Origin of the sequence: Klebsiella sp. GG_Kp173 (assembly GCF_040062415.1) — a bacterium.
Taxonomy (GTDB): Bacteria; Pseudomonadota; Gammaproteobacteria; order Enterobacterales; family Enterobacteriaceae; genus Klebsiella; species Klebsiella quasipneumoniae.
Genome location: NZ_JBEAFZ010000080.1, coordinates 1 through 18,026 on the forward strand (window position 1 = coordinate 1; position 18,026 = coordinate 18,026).

The 18,026-nt window shown below is 61.1% G+C and carries 18 protein-coding genes; 12 read left to right on the forward strand and 6 right to left on the reverse strand.

Going from position 1 to position 18,026, the window contains the following annotated elements:
- From ABLU50_RS17790 to ABLU50_RS17815, 6 genes are all read left to right on the forward strand, one after another.
- Window positions 1–558 (forward strand): ROK family protein (locus tag ABLU50_RS17790; RefSeq protein ID WP_348864907.1); only part of this gene is annotated, 558 nt, incomplete at its 5' end.
- A 56-nt stretch (window positions 559–614) separates the two neighbouring features.
- Window positions 615–1,577: a LacI family DNA-binding transcriptional regulator gene (locus ABLU50_RS17795; protein WP_004205633.1), complete on the forward strand. Its 963-nt coding sequence runs from the start codon at window positions 615–617 to the stop codon at window positions 1,575–1,577.
- A gap of 180 nt (window positions 1,578–1,757) precedes the next feature.
- Window positions 1,758–2,675 (forward strand): metal ABC transporter substrate-binding protein, encoded by a 918-nt coding sequence (locus ABLU50_RS17800; protein ID WP_004205632.1) that lies wholly within the window; start codon window positions 1,758–1,760, stop codon window positions 2,673–2,675.
- Window positions 2,672–3,493, forward strand: a complete 822-nt coding sequence (locus ABLU50_RS17805) for a manganese/iron ABC transporter ATP-binding protein (RefSeq protein WP_004205631.1) — start codon at window positions 2,672–2,674, stop codon at window positions 3,491–3,493. Before ABLU50_RS17800 ends, ABLU50_RS17805 begins: the two co-directional genes overlap by 4 nt.
- A complete protein-coding gene (sitC, locus tag ABLU50_RS17810; protein ID WP_023319000.1) occupies window positions 3,490–4,338 on the forward strand; it encodes an iron/manganese ABC transporter permease subunit SitC in 849 nt (282 codons plus the stop codon). Before ABLU50_RS17805 ends, sitC begins: the two co-directional genes overlap by 4 nt.
- Complete coding sequence (locus ABLU50_RS17815; protein WP_004205629.1) at window positions 4,332–5,186, forward strand: metal ABC transporter permease; 855 nt, start codon at window positions 4,332–4,334, stop codon at window positions 5,184–5,186. Before sitC ends, ABLU50_RS17815 begins: the two co-directional genes overlap by 7 nt.
- 69 nt (window positions 5,187–5,255) lie before the next feature.
- Here ABLU50_RS17815 and ABLU50_RS17820 read toward each other — a convergent pair whose 3' ends face one another.
- A complete protein-coding gene (locus ABLU50_RS17820) occupies window positions 5,256–5,597 on the reverse strand; it encodes a nitrous oxide-stimulated promoter family protein (protein WP_017899162.1) in 342 nt (113 codons plus the stop codon).
- 77 nt (window positions 5,598–5,674) lie between these two features.
- On the reverse strand, window positions 5,675–5,968 hold the full coding sequence (locus ABLU50_RS17825; protein WP_004205627.1) for a SelT/SelW/SelH family protein: 294 nt from the start codon (window positions 5,966–5,968) through the stop codon (window positions 5,675–5,677).
- Between the two features lie 215 nt (window positions 5,969–6,183).
- On the opposite strand from ABLU50_RS17825, the gene ABLU50_RS17830 reads away from it, so the two are divergent.
- The 6 genes from ABLU50_RS17830 (at window position 6,184) to mutS (ending at window position 14,947) form a co-directional block, all read left to right on the forward strand.
- Complete coding sequence (locus tag ABLU50_RS17830) at window positions 6,184–8,547, forward strand: TonB-dependent receptor (RefSeq protein WP_017899164.1); 2,364 nt, start codon at window positions 6,184–6,186, stop codon at window positions 8,545–8,547.
- 71 nt (window positions 8,548–8,618) lie between these two features.
- Entirely contained in the window at window positions 8,619–9,650 is a 1,032-nt protein-coding gene (locus ABLU50_RS17835; RefSeq protein ID WP_087832727.1) for a ChuX/HutX family heme-like substrate-binding protein, read from the forward strand.
- A complete protein-coding gene (locus ABLU50_RS17840) occupies window positions 9,647–10,465 on the forward strand; it encodes an ABC transporter substrate-binding protein (RefSeq protein ID WP_087832726.1) in 819 nt (272 codons plus the stop codon). Before ABLU50_RS17835 ends, ABLU50_RS17840 begins: the two co-directional genes overlap by 4 nt.
- On the forward strand, window positions 10,465–11,460 hold the full coding sequence (locus tag ABLU50_RS17845; protein WP_087832725.1) for an iron ABC transporter permease: 996 nt from the start codon (window positions 10,465–10,467) through the stop codon (window positions 11,458–11,460). Before ABLU50_RS17840 ends, ABLU50_RS17845 begins: the two co-directional genes overlap by 1 nt.
- Complete coding sequence (locus ABLU50_RS17850; protein ID WP_087832724.1) at window positions 11,453–12,232, forward strand: heme ABC transporter ATP-binding protein; 780 nt, start codon at window positions 11,453–11,455, stop codon at window positions 12,230–12,232. The genes ABLU50_RS17845 and ABLU50_RS17850 overlap by 8 nt, the downstream gene beginning before the upstream one ends.
- Before the next feature lie 153 nt (window positions 12,233–12,385).
- Entirely contained in the window at window positions 12,386–14,947 is a 2,562-nt protein-coding gene (gene mutS, locus ABLU50_RS17855; RefSeq protein WP_087832723.1) for a DNA mismatch repair protein MutS, read from the forward strand.
- 118 nt (window positions 14,948–15,065) lie between these two features.
- Here mutS and ABLU50_RS17860 read toward each other — a convergent pair whose 3' ends face one another.
- The 4 genes from ABLU50_RS17860 to ABLU50_RS17875 form a co-directional block, all read right to left on the reverse strand.
- Window positions 15,066–15,218, reverse strand: a complete 153-nt coding sequence (locus ABLU50_RS17860; protein WP_002915097.1) for a Hok/Gef family protein — start codon at window positions 15,216–15,218, stop codon at window positions 15,066–15,068.
- 432 nt (window positions 15,219–15,650) lie between these two features.
- A complete protein-coding gene (locus ABLU50_RS17865) occupies window positions 15,651–15,887 on the reverse strand; it encodes a non-oxidative hydroxyarylic acid decarboxylases subunit D (RefSeq protein ID WP_004205613.1) in 237 nt (78 codons plus the stop codon).
- A gap of 10 nt (window positions 15,888–15,897) precedes the next feature.
- Window positions 15,898–17,325, reverse strand: a complete 1,428-nt coding sequence (locus tag ABLU50_RS17870; protein WP_004205612.1) for a non-oxidative hydroxyarylic acid decarboxylases subunit C — start codon at window positions 17,323–17,325, stop codon at window positions 15,898–15,900.
- On the reverse strand, window positions 17,325–17,918 hold the full coding sequence (locus ABLU50_RS17875; RefSeq protein ID WP_002915099.1) for a non-oxidative hydroxyarylic acid decarboxylases subunit B: 594 nt from the start codon (window positions 17,916–17,918) through the stop codon (window positions 17,325–17,327). Before ABLU50_RS17875 ends, ABLU50_RS17870 begins: the two co-directional genes overlap by 1 nt.
- Between the last annotated feature and the right edge of the window lie 108 nt (window positions 17,919–18,026).

Here is an 18,026-nt window from a genome sequence, read left to right on the forward strand (position 1 = left end):
GCCGCCGCCCCCACCACCGTCTTCGGGGTGATTATCGGTACCGGCTGCGGCGGCGGGATCGCCGTTCATCAACAGCTGCTCAGCGGCCCCAACGCTATCGCCGGAGAGTGGGGACATAATCCGCTGCCGGGCTATACTCCTGAGCGCGATGGCCCGCCGCAGCCCTGCTACTGCGGCAAAACGAACTGCATCGAAAGCTTTGTTTCCGGCACCGGCTTCGCCCGCCGCTACGGGGAACAAGCGCGTGCGGAAGCCATTGTCGCCGCAGCGCAAAACGGCGATCCGCGCGCGCTGGCCCACTGGCGTCATTTTATCGACGCCTTTGCCCGCAGCCTGGCGTCAGTGATCAACATTCTCGACCCGCAGGTGATTGTGCTGGGCGGCGGTTTGTCCAACGTCAGCCAGATCTATCGCGATCTGCCTGCCGCCATCGTGCCGTGGATCTTCTCCGACAGCTGCCGCACGCAGATCAAACCGGCCCGCTTCGGCGACGCCAGCGGCGTGCGCGGCGCGGCCTGGCTGCCCCGGTTGCCCGGCGCCGCGGACGGGCCTCGGTAGACACTTTTTTCAGCAGGTATGTTAAGCTAGGCGAAAATGTCCAGACAGAAAAAGCCATGCCAACGATTGATGATGTTTCAAGATTAGCGAATGTCTCAAGAGCGACGGTTTCCCGCGTGCTGACCGGCACCCGGGGCGTGCGCGAAGAGAGCCGGGAAGCTGTGCTGCGGGCCGTTGAAGAACTCAACTATCGCCCGAGCTTTGCCGCGCAAAACCTCGCCAGTCAGACATCCAGCCACGTTGGCCTGGTGATTTCCGCGCAGGACGAGAGCCACGGCGCGCGTCTGTTGCCGCTCCTCTCGCAGGCGCTGAAAGGGCTGAATAAAAGCCTGCTGGTCCAGTACGTCAGCGACCCGGTAGAGCAGGCGGCGGCGATCGACGATCTGCAGCGCCAGTGCGTGGCGGTGGTGGTGCTGGGCGCCGTTGCCGCCGACGCGCCGCGCAACGTTATCGCCTTTGACCGCTTCGGCGTCGCTGGAAGCAACAGCCAGGGCTATGACTTCGCCTTCGCCACCGAAAGCGCCTGCCGCTATGTGATTGGCAAGGGACACCGCAACATCGCCCTGCTGGTGGACAGCGATAGCGACGATGCCAGCCGCCAGATGCTGGAAGGCTACCGCAACGTCCTGCAGAACTACTCCATTCCTTTTAACCGCCAGCTGGTGCTGACGGCCAACGATGATGTCGAGCAGGCGCTGCTGACCTTAATTAACAGCTTCAGTAAATACTCAGTCATTATCGTTAAACGCGACCGCTACGCGGCTGAAGCAATGCGCCTGCTGCGCGAATTCACCATCGCCGTCCCGCAGGAGGTCTCCCTGCTGAGCCTTGAGGATTCCCCCCTCGCCTCGCTGCTCTATCCGCCGCTGACCTGCATCTCATGGCCACTGGAGGCGCTGCTGGATAACTGTATTCAGCGTATTCGCAGCCTGATAGACGACCGGCCAACGTTCACCGCCGAGGGCCGCTCGCTGGCCGGCCGCCTGATCCCGCGCCAGTCGGTCGCCGATATCTCTTGATCTCCGCCCGGTTCGCGCCGGGCCAACCTTGCCTCCCCCTTTCTCGCGCTTTCGTTTCCCGGCTCATTATTATCCCCGCACGCAAATAAGAATTATTTTCATTTATAAATAGCTTGTGCTATATAACATAGCAATTGCTATAAACGCTGAGAAATTAACCACACCATTGCGAGGGATCCTATGCTGCATCTGACACCGCTGAAATCATTGCTGCTGGCCAGCGCGCTGGCCCTGCTGGCCGCGGCGCCGGCCTCGGCGCAGGAGAAATTCAGGGTTATCACCACCTTCACGGTTATCGCCGATATGGCGCAGAACGTGGCCGGCGATGCCGCCGTCGTCAGCTCCATCACCAAACCGGGCGCGGAGATCCACGACTACCAGCCCACCCCCGGCGATATCAAACGCGCGCAGGGGGCGCAGCTGATCCTCAGCAATGGTCTCAATCTCGAACGGTGGTTTGCCCGCTTTTATCAGCACTTGCAGGGCGTCCCGGAGGTGGTGGTCAGCGAGGGGATCCAGCCGATGGGCATCAGCGCGGGCCCCTATAGCGGGAAGCCCAATCCCCATGCCTGGATGTCGGCAGATAACGCCCTGATCTATGTCGATAATATTCGCGACGCGCTGGTGAAATACGATCCGCCTCACGCCGACACCTATCGCCGCAACGCCGAGGCCTACAAAGAGAAGATCCGCCAGACGATGGCGCCACTGCAGGCCAGACTGGCGCAGCTGCCGGAGGATAAGCGCTGGCTGGTCACCAGCGAGGGAGCCTTCTCCTATCTGGCCCGCGACTATGGCCTGCGCGAACTGTATCTGTGGCCGATTAACGCCGACCAGCAGGGTACCCCGCAACAGGTGCGCAAGGTTATCGACACCATGAAGAGAGAACAGATCCCGACCATCTTCAGCGAAAGCACCATCTCCGATAAACCGGCGCGTCAGGTGGCGCGCGAAGCCGGCGCCCACTACGGCGGCGTGCTGTATGTCGATTCCCTGAGCGCCGCCGACGGCCCGGTGCCTACCTGGCTCGACCTGCTGCGCGTCACCACCGAAACCATCGTCAACGGTATCCAGGACGGGATGAGGAAACAGCCATGAATACAGCGCAAGCGGGTCTGTATGTCGACCAGCTCACCGTTACCTGGCGCAACGGCCACACCGCCCTGCGCGACGCCTCGTTCAGCGTACCACGCGGCGCCATTGCCGCGCTGGTGGGGGTTAACGGCTCGGGTAAATCCACGCTGTTTAAAGCGCTGATGGGTTTTGTGCGCATCGGTCACGGCGAGATCGCCATACTCGGCCAGCCGGTCAATCGCGCGCTGCGCCAGAATCTGGTCGCCTATGTCCCGCAGTCGGAAGAGGTGGACTGGTCCTTCCCGGTGCTGGTGGAGGATGTGGTGATGATGGGCCGCTACGGCCATATGGGCTGGCTGCGGCGGGCAAAGCCGCGCGATCGCGAAATCGTCGATGCCGCGCTGGCCCGCGTGGGCATGAGCGAGTACCGCCATCGGCAAATTGGCGAGCTCTCCGGTGGGCAGAAAAAGCGCGTCTTCCTTGCCCGCGCCATCGCTCAGCAGGGTCAGGTGATCCTGCTGGATGAGCCTTTTACCGGCGTCGATGTGCAGACCGAAGCGCGGATCATCAGCCTGCTGCGCGAGCTACGCGATGAGGGCTGCACCATGCTGGTCTCTACCCATAACCTCGGGTCCGTAAGTGAGTTTTGCGATTATACGGTGATGGTAAAAGGCACCGTGCTGGCCAGCGGCCCGACAGAAACCACCTTCACCGCCGAGAATCTGGAGCGGGCTTTCAGCGGCGTGCTGCGCCACGTCGCCTTCACCGGCGCGGAAGCGCAGATTATCACCGATGACGAGCGGCCGTTTATCAGCCGGCGCGCGGCGGGAGGACCACGATGAGCTGGCTGCTGGAGCCGTTTGGCTATCACTATATGCTCAATGCGATGTGGGTATCGGCGCTGGTGGGCGGCGTCTGCGCCTTTCTCTCCTGCTACCTGATGCTCAAAGGATGGTCGCTGATTGGCGACGCCCTTTCCCACTCGATTGTGCCCGGCGTCGCCGGGGCCTATATGCTCGGCCTGCCGTTTGCCCTCGGCGCGTTTCTCTCCGGCGGCCTGGCGGCGGGCAGTATGCTGTTTTTGCAGCAGCGATCGCGGCTGAAAGAGGATGCGATTATCGGCCTGATCTTCTCCTCCTTCTTCGGTATCGGGCTGTTTATGGTGTCGCTGAACCCGACGTCGGTGAATATCCAGACCATTATCCTCGGCAATATTCTGGCCATCGCCCCGGAGGATATTATCCAGCTGGCGGCGATCGGCTTTATCTCGATGGCGATCCTGCTGCTGAAGTGGAAAGATCTGATGGTGACCTTCTTCGATGAAAACCACGCCCGCTCGATTGGTCTGAACACCCGCGGCCTGAAGCTGCTGTTCTTTACCCTGCTGGCGGCCTGCACCGTAGCGGCGCTGCAGACCGTCGGCGCCTTTCTGGTCATCTGCCTGGTGGTCACTCCCGGGGCCACCGCCTGGCTGTTAACCGACCGCTTCCCGCGCCTGCTGGCCATCGCCGTCGCCATCGGCAGCCTGACCAGCTTCTTCGGCGCCTGGCTCAGCTACTATCTCGACGGCGCCACCGGCGGCATTATCGTGGTGGCGCAAACGCTGCTGTTCCTCATCACCTTTATCTTTGCGCCGAAGCATGGCCTGCTGGCCAACCGCCGCCGCGCCAGGGAGGCTGCATGCTGAATCTGTTCCTGGCTCCGTTCCAGTTTCCATTTATGGTCAACGCGATAACGGTATCGATGGTCGTCGCCGTGCCCTGCGCGCTGCTGTCGGTCTTTCTGGTGCTTAAAGGCTGGGCGCTGATGGGCGACGCCATGAGCCACGCGGTATTTCCCGGCGTGGTGCTGGCCTACATTATCGGCATCCCCTTCGCCATCGGCGCATTTATCGCCGGGCTGCTGTGCGCCGTAACGACCGGTTTTCTTGACGATAACAGCCGCCTCAAACGCGATACCATTATGGGAATTGTCTTCTCCGGCATGTTTGGCGCCGGGCTGGTGCTGTACGTAGCGATCCAGTCCGACGTCCATCTCGACCATATTCTGTTCGGCGATATGCTGGGGATCTCCCTCAGCGATATTGGACAAACGGCGGCTATCGCGCTGGTGATTGCGCTGATTATCGGGCTGAAATGGCGGGATTTTTTGCTGCACGCCTTCGATCCGACGCAGGCCAAAGCCAGCGGCCTGCGCGGGGGGCTGCTGCACTACGGCCTGCTGTGCATGATCGCCCTGACCATCGTCGCGACGCTGCAGTCGGTAGGGATTATTCTGTCGATTTCGCTGCTGATTGCCCCCGGGGCGATCGCGCTCCTGCTGGTACGGCGCTTTATCCACGCCTTGCTGCTGGCGGTGGCAGTGGCGGTCTGCTGCTCGGCGGGAGGGGTGTGGCTGGCGTTTTATCTCGATAGCGCGCCGGCGCCGACTATCGTGGTGCTGTTCACCGCGCTGTTTATGGTCGCCTTTGTGGCAAGCACGATCCGGGATAGCCGGAAACAGAAAACTTCAGCAACCATCCCCGGCGGCGGCTAACGCCTTACCGGGGCTACAAAAAATGCGAGTTGTCCGCCGGCTGCGCGCCGCGCAGGCCGGGGAAGGCCGCTATTTTTTCGGTCGGTATTTTTCCGGCAGCGGCGGCACCGGCCGCCTGTCATCCAGCAGATGGCGAAGGGTCAGGATCGGGTGACGCCAGAGCATTCGCGGCCCGGCCCAGCGCATAATCTGCTTCATCTCTTCGCGCTTCGCCGGCTGGTAGCAATGCACCGGACACTGCTTGCAGGCCGGTTTATTGTCGCCAAACACGCACTTATCAAGGCGCTTATCGGCGTAGGCGTTCAGCGCCTGATAGTGTTCGGCGTCGTCGCGGGCCTCCGGACAGCGGCGCTGATAAAGCCCAATCATCCGACCGATCGTCTGCTTTTCACGTTCGATGCGTTTGCCCACCGTCAATTTCCCTCCCCACAAAAAGATGCATCAATAATACACCTTTTAAGCCGGCCACGCAGCCGCTTTCCTAACGATCAGGTCGGGTTAGCGGGTTTATCAACATGCCCCAATGCTTTTTCCGGGAAGCAGACATCGCGCACCCGGCGTTTCAGCTCTGCCGCATCCGGAAAGCCGCCATCCTGCTTGCGCTCCCAGATCTGCTGGCCGTCGATATCGATAGTGAAGATCCCGCCGGTGCCCGGCACCAGCGTCACCGAGGCGATATCGGTGCTGAAGGTGTGTAACAGCTCCTGCGCCATCCAGCTGGCGCGCAGCATCCAGTTGCACTGGGAACAATAGGTGATGGTGATAGCCGCTTTTGAATTCATCGTCATCTCGCTCAGGCTGAAAGGGCACAGTGTAAACAAAGTGCAGTTTAAATGAGGAATACATCAATATTTTGTTGCAAACGATAATACATATCATTACCATTCGCAATCAACAAATGGAGTTAGACCCTATCCGCAACGGAAAAGACGGAGCAACCTGCAACTCTGGAAGTAACGCGTGAGCCGATACTAATAACGATCAAGGCGTGGCGACTATGTACAAATCGACTCCGTCAGCAGCAGGGTGTAAAAAACGCCTGCTGGTGACCTCTTTGCTTGCAGCAATTTATCAAACTTCTGCCGTCGCAGCAGGCACTTCCGCCATCGGCGGCGAGGCGGTGGATGACACCTCGGAACAAATGACCGTCACCGCTCCCGCGCCGGCGCAAAAAGCCGGTAACGAGCACAGCATCAGCGCCCGGGAGCTGGAGGATAAAGGCGCTAACGATTTCGGCTCGATCATGCGCTATGAGCCGCTCATCAGCGCCACCGGGGCCAGCGGCGGCTCCGGCAACGGCAAAAGCGGCTTCGACCGCGGGGGCTACACCGGCTACAACATTCGCGGTATGGAGAGCAACCGCGTCGGCATCGACGTGGACGGTATCGCCCAGCCCAACGCCACCGGCCGCGGCTACGTCGGTCGCGCCGGGCTCAACACCTTCGGCATCGGCCGCGATTATATCGACCCCTATATGTACGGCAGCGTGGATATCCAGTCCGGCGCCACCTCGACGGAAACGGCCAACAGCGCCATCGGGGGGAATGTCTCCTTCCGCCCGAAATCGGCGGATGATTACCTGCGCCCGGGCAAAACCAGCGCCTTCGGCTATCGCAGCGGCTACGACTCCGCGGATCGCAGCTGGCACAACGGGGTGACCGTCGCCGGCGGCGATGAGTTCCTGCGCGGCATTTTGGTCTACAGCCGCCGCGATGGTCAGGAAACCGAAAATAACAGCGGCACCGTCGATGCCTACCCGGCGAACTGGCACTCCGATGCCTTTCTGGCCTCCGGGATCTGGCAGCCCAACGACGAGCACAAGCTAACCAGCACCTTCGACTATTACCATAAAACCAACCACACCCACTACGATACCTGGGACTCCAGCGGCAACAGCACCATCGGCACCGCCAACCAGACCAGCCAGACCCGGCGCTGGGGCCTGAGCCTGAAGGATGACTGGACGCCGATGAATGACTACCTCGACAGCGTCTCCAGTAAAATCTATTACCAGCATACCGAAGCCCATGACTGGACGTATATGCCGGACAGCGTCACCCGCAGAATGCAGACGGTGAACTCCAACTACGACACCGACACCTGGGGCCTGCAGACCGCACTGGCGAAAACTCTGGGCCGCCACGATCTGAGCGCCGGCTTTAACGCCAGCACCAGCAAAACCCAGCGGCCGTTCAGCCAGTCGCCAATCCCCAGCGTTTACAGCGAGATCATGCAGCCGGAGGCGGATAGCCGCAGCTACACCCTCGGCGGTTTTGTTCAGGATAAGATCAACTTCGATCTCGATAGCCACAATTTCGCCATTATTCCCGGCGTGCGTGTGGTGCATCAATCGACGAAGCCGGAAAATCTGTCCGACCTCGCCGCCAACAGCAGCGCGCTGACCGAATCGTCAGTGGCCAGGCTGTATGGTAAAAACAGCGATACCCAGGTTCTGCCGTCGTTGACCTTCCAGTACGACCTCACCCCGCGTCTGATGACCTACCTGCAGTACCAGCGCGGGGCGCAGTTCCCCAACGCCAGCCAGCTGTATGGCTCCTGGAACCTTGGCTCCAGCTACGCCGGCAGCCAGCAGTATGCCCTGATCGGCAATACCGATCTGAAGACGGAAACCAGCGATAATCTTGAGTGGGGACTGAAGGGGGAAGTTACCGAAGGCATCACTCTGCGCACGGCGCTGTTCTACAACAGCTATAAGAACTTTATCGCCTATACCCGCTATACCCGGGCGAATAATCCGGGCCAGTTCACCAACGTGCCGTCGAATATCTACACCATTTATCAGGCGGAAAACCGCGATAAAGCCTATATCTACGGCGGTGAAATCAGCACTAAATTTAACTTTGGCACCTGGTATGAGCAGGTGGACGGCCTGAGCGCCACCCTCGCCCTCGGCTATAGCGAAGGGAAATCGAAATCCAGCTACAGCGGCGATAAATACGTCGACCTCGACAGCGTGGCGCCGATGAAAGCCATCGTCGGCGTGGCGTGGGACGATCCGGCGAAACGCTACGGCACCGCCCTGACGGCGACCTTCGTCAAAGGGAAACAGGCGACCGCCACCAATCGCGAAAGCTACAGCAACAGCGGATCCGCCATCACCGATGCCAGCAGCGATTATATGCGCGTGCCGGGCTACGGCATGCTGGACTGGACCGCGTACTGGCAGGTAGCGAAAAACGTGCGCCTCAATGGCGGGGTCTACAACCTCACCGATCGTAAATACTGGGATTACCTGAGCAGCCGCAATATCGAGACCGGCACCAACCAGGACGCCAACGATAAAGCGCTGGCGGTGATGCCGGGCCGCACCTGGCAGCTCGGAGTCAACGTCGACTTCTGATTGCCCGAATAATAACGCACCTGCCCCCGGCCCGCAGGCCGGGGATATTGATCGTCGAGAAGGATATGATTATGCCAAATGCACAACCTGACCTGTGGCAGCGCTACCAGGCCACCAAAGCGGCCAGCGCCGCGAAATATGCCCGCGATATCGCCGCGGAAATGGGGATCAGCGAAGCCGAACTGACCGCCGCCCGCCTCGGCCACGATACCGTACGCCTGAGCGATGACGCCCGGGCGCTGATTGCCGCCCTGGAGCGCGTCGGTGAAACCAAATGCATCTGCCGCAACGAGTATGCCGTGCATGAGCAGGTCGGCCAGTTCACGCACCAGCACCTCAGCGGCCACGCCGGGCTGGTACTCAACCCGCGCGCGCTCGATCTGCGTCTGTTCCTCAGCCAGTGGGCCAGCGCCTTCCATCTGAACGATAACGGTCGCCAGAGCATTCAGTTTTTCGACCACCACGGTGACGCCCTGCTGAAAGTCTATGCGACCACGCAGACCGACATGGCGGCCTGGGACACCCTGATCGCGGAGTATCGGGTGGCGGCCCCGGCACCGCTGACCCTGCGCCCGCTGGAGCCGGTGAAATATGCCGAGAGCGCCGATGGAGCCGCGCTGGAGAACGACTGGCGCGCGATGACCGACGTACACCAGTTCTTCGGTCTGCTGCGTAAATATCAGCTTTCCCGCCAGCAGGCCTTCCGTCTGGTGAGCGACGACCTCGCCTGCCGCGTTGATCGCCATGCGCTGCCAGCGTTACTGGAGACGGTGCGCCAGGAGGGCAATGAAATCATGATCTTCGTCGGCAATCGCGGCTGCGTGCAGATTTTCACCGGCGCCCTGGAAAAGCTGGCGCCGATGCGCGGCTCGCTGAATATCTTCAATCCCACCTTTACCCTCCATCTGCGCGAAGAGAGCATCGATGAAGTGTGGGTGACCCGTAAGCCGACCTCAGACGGACACGTCACCAGCGTCGAGCTGTTCGCCAAAGACGGCACTCAGATTGCCCAGCTCTATGGCCAGCGCAGCGAGGGCCACCCCGAGCAGGCGCAATGGCGCCAGCAGGTGGATCGTCTGACTCGCGAAGGACTGCCCGCATGATGCGCTGGTTACTGCTTCTCATCGCCTTCCCGCTGCTGAGCCACGCCGCTGTGGAGCGGCTCGTCACCCTCGGCGGAGATGTCACTGAGATCGTCTATGCCCTTGGCGCGCAACAGAGCCTGGTCGCCCGGGACAGCACCAGCAGCTGGCCCCCGGCGGCGCAAAAACTGCCGGATGTCGGCTACCTGCGGCAGCTGAACGCTGAGGGGATCCTCGCATTACGTCCGCAGCTGGTGTTAGCGAGCGCCCAGGCGCAGCCCTCGCTGGTCTTACAAAAGGTGCAGGCGAGCGGCGTGAAGGTGGTTAACGTGCCTGGCGGCGAAAACCTGGCCGCGATCGATAAAAAAGTGGCCGTCATTGCCGAAGCATTAGGCAAAACCCCGGCAGGCGACGCGCTGCGCCAGCAGCTTCAGCAGCAGATCGCCGCCATTCCAACGCAGCCGATTGCCAGGCGGGTGCTGTTTATTCTCAGCCACGGCGGAATGAATACCCTGGTGGCCGGGCAACACACCGCGGCCGATGGAGCCATTCGCGCCGCCGGTCTGCAGAACGCGATGCAGGGCTTCGACCACTATCGGGCGATGTCGCAGGAGGGAGTGGCCGCCAGCCAGGCGGATCTGGTGGTGATCTCCACCGATGGTCTCAAAGGGATGGGCGGCGAAGCCGGGCTGTGGAGCCTGCCCGGCCTGGCGCAGACCCCGGCGGGTCGCCATAAACAGCTGCTGACGATCGACGACATGGCCCTGCTCGGCTTTGGGCCGCGCACCCCGCAGGCAATTATCGCGCTGCGTGAAAAAGCGGAGCAACTGCCCTGATGCGCCCTGCCCTCACCCGCCGTTTGCTGATGATGACGCTACTGCTGGTTTCGCTGACGCTGTTCGCCACCACCCTTGGCGCGATGCGTTTGCCGCTGGCCAGCCTGCTGCCCGCCGGGGATGAGATGCTGCGCCACATCTGGCTGACCATCCGTCTGCCGCGGGTGCTGCTGGCCCTGCTGGTAGGCGCGGCGCTGGCCCTCTCCGGCTGCGTGATGCAGGGGCTGTTTCGCAACCCGCTTGCCGACCCGGGCCTGCTGGGCATCAGCAGCGGCGCCGCGCTGGCGGTGGCCTGCTGGCTGGTGCTCCCTCTTTCCGCATCGGGGCTGATCGCCCTGTATATGCCGATGCTGGCGGCGTTCATCGGCAGCCTGGCAGTGATGATGGTGATTTTTATCCTCAGCCGGGCGGAGGAGGGTTCGCTGTCGCGCCTGCTGCTGGTAGGGATCGCCATCAACGCGCTGTGCGGGGCGCTGGTCGGCGTGCTGGCCTGGCTGAGCAACGACGCCCAGCTGCGCCAGCTGTCGCTGTGGGGCATGGGCAGCCTGGGCCAGGCCGAGTGGCCGACCCTGCTGGTGGCTACGACCCTGATCATCCCGGCGGCGCTGGCGGTGTGGTGGATGGCCTCCCACCTGAATCTGCTGCAGCTCGGCGATGAAGAGGCGCACTATCTCGGGGTCAACGTGCGGGCGCTGCAGCGCTGGCTGCTGCTGTGCAGCGCGGTGCTGGTGGCCGCGGCGGTGGCCATCAGCGGAGTCATCGGCTTTATCGGCCTGGTGGTGCCGCACCTGATGCGCCTGTGGCTGGGGCCGGATCATCGCGGGCTGGTCCCCGGCTCGCTGCTGGCCGGCGCGATCCTGCTTCTGCTGGCCGATACCCTGGCCCGCACCGTAGCGGCGCCAGCGGAGATGCCGGTCGGTCTGCTCACCAGCCTGCTGGGCGCCCCCTGGTTTCTGTGGCTGGTCTTTCGCCGGGAGAATCTCAAACATGGCTAATGAATACTGCGCGCAGGGACTGGCGCTTCGCCTCGGCCAGCGGCAGATTATCGACAACGTCTCCGTCGCGCTGCGCGGCGGCGAGATGACGGCGCTTATCGGGCCGAACGGTGCTGGCAAATCTACCCTGCTGCGGTTGCTTACCGGGTACCTGACTCCGGATAGCGGCACTCGCCATCTGGCGGGTACGCCGCTGGAGGAATGGTCACCCGAGGCGCTGGCGCGCCGGCGGGCGGTCATGCTGCAGCGCACGGCCCTACAGGCTGACTGGACGGTGGAAACGGTCATCGCCATGGGGCGCTCGCCGTGGGGTCCGACCGCGGACCCGGCGGTGCTGGCGGCGGTAATGGCCGTCACCGGCTGCGATGACCTTGCCGGCCACCGCTATCCCGGCCTCTCCGGCGGCGAGCAGCAGCGGGTGCAGCTCGCCCGCTGTCTGGCGCAGCTGTGGCGCGACGGCGCGCCGCAGGGCTGGCTGTTTCTTGATGAACCCACCTCGGCGCTGGACCTTTACTATCAACAGTATCTGCTGCGCTTGCTCAAACGGCTCACCGCCGGCGGGCAACTGCACGTGTGCGTGGTGCTGCATGACCTTAACCTCGCCGCCCTGTGGGCCGACCGCATCCTGCTGCTTCACCAGGGCCATCTGGTCGCCCAGGGCACGCCGCAGGAGGTAATCCAGCAGCCGGTTATCCATCGCTGGTATGGGGCGGATATCCGCCTCGGCCAGCATCCGGACAACGCGGCCCCCCAGGTCTATCTGGCGCCGTAACCCCCACGCGGCGCAACCGGAATCCGGATCGCGCCGCGCGCGTTCGTCAGTTTCCCTCGCCTGCCCATCTCCGTTATCATGTCTCATCCATGTGATAACGACGAAAACAACAAAATCGCAGCCATTTCAAATCAGGGATCTGGATAACACCCCATGAGCACAATTGACAATCTCGACGCCCATACGCCAATGATGCAGCAGTATCTCAAGCTGAAGGCGCAACATCCTGACATTCTGCTGTTTTACCGGATGGGGGATTTTTACGAGCTGTTTTATGACGATGCGAAACGCGCGTCGCAGCTGCTCGATATCTCGCTGACCAAGCGCGGCGCCTCCGCGGGCGAACCCATTCCCATGGCCGGCATCCCCCACCACGCGGTGGAAAACTATCTTGCGAAACTGGTTAATCAGGGCGAGTCGGTAGCCATTTGCGAGCAGATAGGCGACCCGGCCACCACCAAAGGGCCGGTCGAGCGTAAAGTGGTGCGTATCGTCACGCCGGGCACCATCAGCGATGAAGCGCTGCTGCAGGAGCGCCAGGACAACCTGCTGGCCGCCATCTGGCAGGACAGCAAAGGCTTTGGCTACGCGACGCTGGACATCAGCTCCGGCCGCTTCCGCTTGAGCGAACCGGCCGACCGCGAAACCATGGCGGCAGAGCTGCAGCGCACTAATCCAGCGGAGCTGCTGTATGCGGAAGATTTTGCCGAATCGTCGCTGATCGAAGGCCGCCGCGGTCTGCGCCGTCGCCCGCTGTGGGAATTTGAAATCGACACCGCGCGCCAGCAGCTTAACCTGCAGTTCGGCACCCGCGATCTGGTCGGCTTCGGCGTGGAAAACGCCCCCCGCGGCCTGTGCGCCGCCGGCTGCCTGCTGCAGTATGTCAAAGACACCCAGCGCACCTCGCTACCGCATATTCGCTCCATCACCATGGAACGCCAGCAGGACAGCATCATTATGGATGCTGCCACCCGCCGTAATCTGGAGATCACCCAGAATCTCGCCGGCGGCACCGATAACACCCTGGCCTCGGTGCTCGACTGCACGGTGACGCCGATGGGCAGCCGGATGCTCAAGCGCTGGCTGCATATGCCGGTCCGCGATACCGCCGTGCTGGTGGAGCGCCAGCAGACCATCGGCGCGCTGCAGGAGCGCTATACCGAACTGCAGCCGGTACTGCGCCAGGTTGGCGATCTGGAACGTATTCTGGCGCGTCTGGCGCTGCGTACCGCCCGTCCACGCGATTTAGCCCGCATGCGTCATGCCCTGCAGCAGTTGCCTCTGCTGCGCGAGCAGCTGGCCGACGTTGACAGTCAGCCGGTGCAAAAATTGCGCGAGAAAATGGGCGAGTTTAGCGAACTGCGCGAACTGCTGGAGCGCGCAGTGATCGACGCGCCGCCGGTGCTGGTCCGCGACGGCGGGGTTATCGCCCCGGGCTACTGCGAAGAGCTGGACGAGTGGCGGGCGCTGGCCGATGGCGCCACTGATTATCTCGATAAGCTGGAGATCCGCGAGCGCGAGCGGCTGGGCCTCGATACCCTGAAGGTCGGCTACAACGCCGTCCACGGCTACTATATCCAGATCAGCCGCGGCCAGAGCCACCTGGCGCCGATCCACTACGTGCGTCGCCAGACGCTGAAAAACGCCGAACGCTACATTATTCCTGAGCTGAAGGAATACGAAGATAAGGTGCTGACCTCCAAGGGCAAGGCGCTGGCGCTGGAAAAACAGCTTTATGACGAACTGTTCGACCTGCTGCTGCCGCACCTTGCCGACCTGCAGGCGAGCGCAAGCGCGCTGGCCGAGCTGGACGTGCTGGTCAACCTGGCGGAACGCGCGGAAACCCTGAACTACTGCTGCCCGACCTTTAGCGATAAGCCGGGCATTCGCATCAGCGAAGGCCGCCATCCGGTGGTCGAGCAGGTGCTGAAAGAGCCGTTTATCGCCAACCCGCTGCAGCTGGCGCCGCAGCGGCGGATGCTGATCATCACCGGGCCGAACATGGGCGGTAAAAGTACCTATATGCGCCAGACCGCGCTGATTGCGCTGCTGGCCTATATCGGCAGCTACGTCCCGGCGCATAAGGTGGAGATAGGCCCCATCGATCGCATCTTTACCCGCGTCGGCGCGGCGGATGACCTGGCCAGCGGCCGCTCGACCTTTATGGTGGAGATGACCGAAACCGCCAATATTCTGCACAACGCCACCGAACACAGCCTGGTGCTGATGGATGAGATTGGCCGCGGCACGTCCACCTACGACGGTCTGTCGCTGGCATGGGCCTGTGCGGAAAATCTGGCCAACAAAATCAAGGCGCTGACGCTTTTCGCCACCCACTACTTCGAGCTCACCCAGCTGCCGGAGAAAATGGAAGGCGTCGCCAACGTCCACCTCGACGCGCTGGAGCATGGCGATACCATCGCCTTTATGCACAGCGTGCAGGATGGCGCAGCCAGCAAGAGCTATGGCCTGGCGGTCGCCGCACTGGCCGGGGTGCCGAAAGAGGTGATCAAGCGCGCGCGGCAGAAACTGCGCGAGCTGGAGAGTATTTCGCCCAACGCGGCGGCGACCCAGGTCGACGGCACGCAGATGTCGCTGCTCGCCGCCCCGGAAGAGACCTCGCCTGCGGTTGAGGCGCTGGAGAATCTTGATCCGGACTCCCTGACCCCGCGTCAGGCGCTGGAGTGGATCTACCGTCTGAAAAGTCTGGTCTAGCGCCCCATTAAGGTGAAAAACGGCAGCGCCGCTCAGCGCTGCCGTTTTAACAAACTAAAAATGGGTGCAAGAGGATGCGTCCTGACAACCGATACGCGGGGTTGCCCCCGCGCGGATGCTACTTCTTCGATTCGTAAGCGAGAACAGCTTTAAACTCAATATTACGCTCTTTAATACTCAGCTCGCATAGTGAGCTGTGCACCAACAGCGTAAATCCCAGTACCGTAATACAGAGTACGATGATTGCCACAAGGGCATATTTCGTCAGCATATCTTGCCTCCCTGCAAAGAAGAGACTAACATCTGAATTGTCGATGTTCATTCGCTAGCCTCAGTTGATAGAAATATCTCCTGGGGCTTTCGTCTGTCTGGGGTCCTGGTAATGCTCAAGGCCAGACAGCCTCAAGCACCCGCCGTTATTCTATACTCGTCAGGGTGTGAAATTTATCTGCAAGGAATTAATCAGACGGATTTTATAATAATCTGGAAGCAGGCTCGCAAAGTCATCCCACGCTATTATCCCTTTACACCATTTCTGGATTTAATGAATAAAATAACTTTTATCATTCTGCGAAATATAAAAAAACCGACTGAGAGATTATCCCAGTCGGCGTATTTGTCGCAGGCAGTTTGCGCACTGCCCAGTTTTAATATGGCCGGTAAAATAGCCCAAATGAAATAGGCCCTTAGCGGGCCCTTTTCATTAACGCTTATCTTCCGGCAATAGCGGCGGTACGTGCGGCACCTGCGGCGCCTCATCAATATCTTTCTGCGTCATCCTGAACGCTTCCGGATAGTGCTCGCGGCTGGTGCGGCGCAGCGGCTCGGTATCCCGCCAGGTATAAAGGCAGTGCTGGCACTGATACACAGTCCAGACCCCTTTCACCGGCGATTTTGCCATGACTTCAATCTTTTCATCGGCGCAACGTGGACAAATCATATTCTTCTCCTTATTTACGGTTGGCCAGCATGGCGGTCAGTTTTTCAGCCCAGGCTTTGGTTTCCGGCAGATCCTGCACCGGCTGGCTGTAGTGGCCGCGTAGGTCCGGCGCAACCGGGGTGGTGGCGTCGATAATGAGTTTGTCGGTGATGCCCGCCGGGCTGGAGCCTGGGTCAAGTTCAAGGACCGACATGTTCGGCAACTGCACCAGGTCTCCCGCCGGGTTAACCTTAGAGGAGAGCGCCCACATCACCTGCGGCAGATTGAACGGGTCGACGTCTTCATCAACCATAATCACCATCTTCACATAGCCGAGGCCGTGGGGAGTGGTCATCGCCCGCAGTCCCACCGCGCGGGCAAAGCCGCCGTAGCGTTTTTTGGTGGAGATGATCGCCAGCAGACCGTGGGTGTACATGGCGTTGACCGCCTGCACTTCCGGAAACTCTGCCTTCAGCTGCTGATACAGCGGCACACAGGTGGCCGGGCCCATCAGATAGTCGATTTCGGTCCATGGCATACCGAGATAGAGCGATTCAAAAATCGGTTTGCTGCGATACGAGACTTTGTCGATGCGCACTACCGTCATGTTACGACCGCCGGAGTAGTGGCCGGTAAACTCACCGAACGGCCCCTCTATCTCACGCTTGCGGCCTTCAATCACCCCTTCGAGGATCACTTCCGAACCCCAGGGCACGTCAAAGCCGGTCAGCGGCGCGGTGGCGATGGGATACGGGCTCTCGCGCAGCGCGCCGGCCATTTCATATTCTGACTGATCGTATTTCAGCGGCGTGGCGCCCATCAGGGTGATAATCGGGTCGTTACCGAGGGTAATGGCGATCGGCAGGTCTTCCCCGCGCTCTTCCGCTTTATGCAGATGCAGGGCGATATCGTGCATCGGCACCGGCTGCAGGCCGAGCTTGCGCTTGCCTTTCACTTCCATACGGTAGATACCGACGTTTTGCTTACCGAAGTTGTCAGGGTCAAGCGGATCGCGCGAAACGACACAGGCTTTGTCGAGGTAGAACCCGCCATCGCCATCGTTGAGGCGGAACAGCGGCAGAATATCGAACAGGTTGATATCGTCGCCATCCACGGTGTTTTCCGCCCATGCCGGGTTGGCGCGGCGCTCTGGCGTCACCGGGAAGTTATCCCAACGGCGGATGAATTCATCAATCTGCTTTTTCACCGGCGTGTTGGGCGGCAGACCCAGCGAGATGGCATGGTTCTGCCACGAGCCGATGGTGTTCATCGTCACCCGGGCGTCGGTAAAGCCGCGAATATTATCGAACCACAGCGCCGGGGCGCCGTCGCCGATGCGTCCGGTGGCATTGGCCGCCGCCGCCAGGTCTGGCTCAGCGTTCACCTCTTCACTGATTTTCAGCAGTTGTCCCTGGTCATCCAGCGCCTGCAAAAAGCTGCGCAAATCATCAAAAGCCATTATTCGATCTCCTGTGCAAATTGTTCTGCCGTACGCAAGCCGTTCCAGCGGCGCGCCTTGTGGTAGTCGAGGCCAAACTGATCCAACACCCGGGTCACAATATGGTTGGTGATATCGTCAACCGTTTCCGGGTGGTTGTAGTAAGCCGGCATCGGCGGGACCATCGCCACGCCCATCCGGGACAGCGCCAGCATGTTCTCCAGATGGATCGTGCTGAGCGGCATTTCCCGCGGGACCAGCACCAGCTTGCGCCCCTCTTTAAGCACCACGTCCGCCGCGCGGCCCACCAGCCCTTCGGCATAGCCCGCGCGAATGCCCGCCAGCGTCTTCATACTGCAGGGAATAACGATCATGCCGTCGGTGCGAAATGAACCTGATGAGATGGTGGCGGCCTGGTCGGCCGGGCTGTGGGAAAAGTCCGCCAGCGCGGCCACTTCCCGTGCCGTCCACGGCGTTTCCAGCTCGATGGTGGTTTTGGCCCACTTCGACATCACCAGATGGGTTTCCACCTCCGGCATATCGCGCAGCGCCTGCAGCAATGCCACCCCAAGCGGAGCCCCGGTGGCCCCCGTCATCCCAATAATCAGTTTCATTCAATACCTCACTCACTTTGTTCGTATACGAACTTTATACTTAAATTACCCCCTCCTGAGCCAAATGACAAGATCGTTCGTATACGTTCGCATTTTTAATCAAACAGG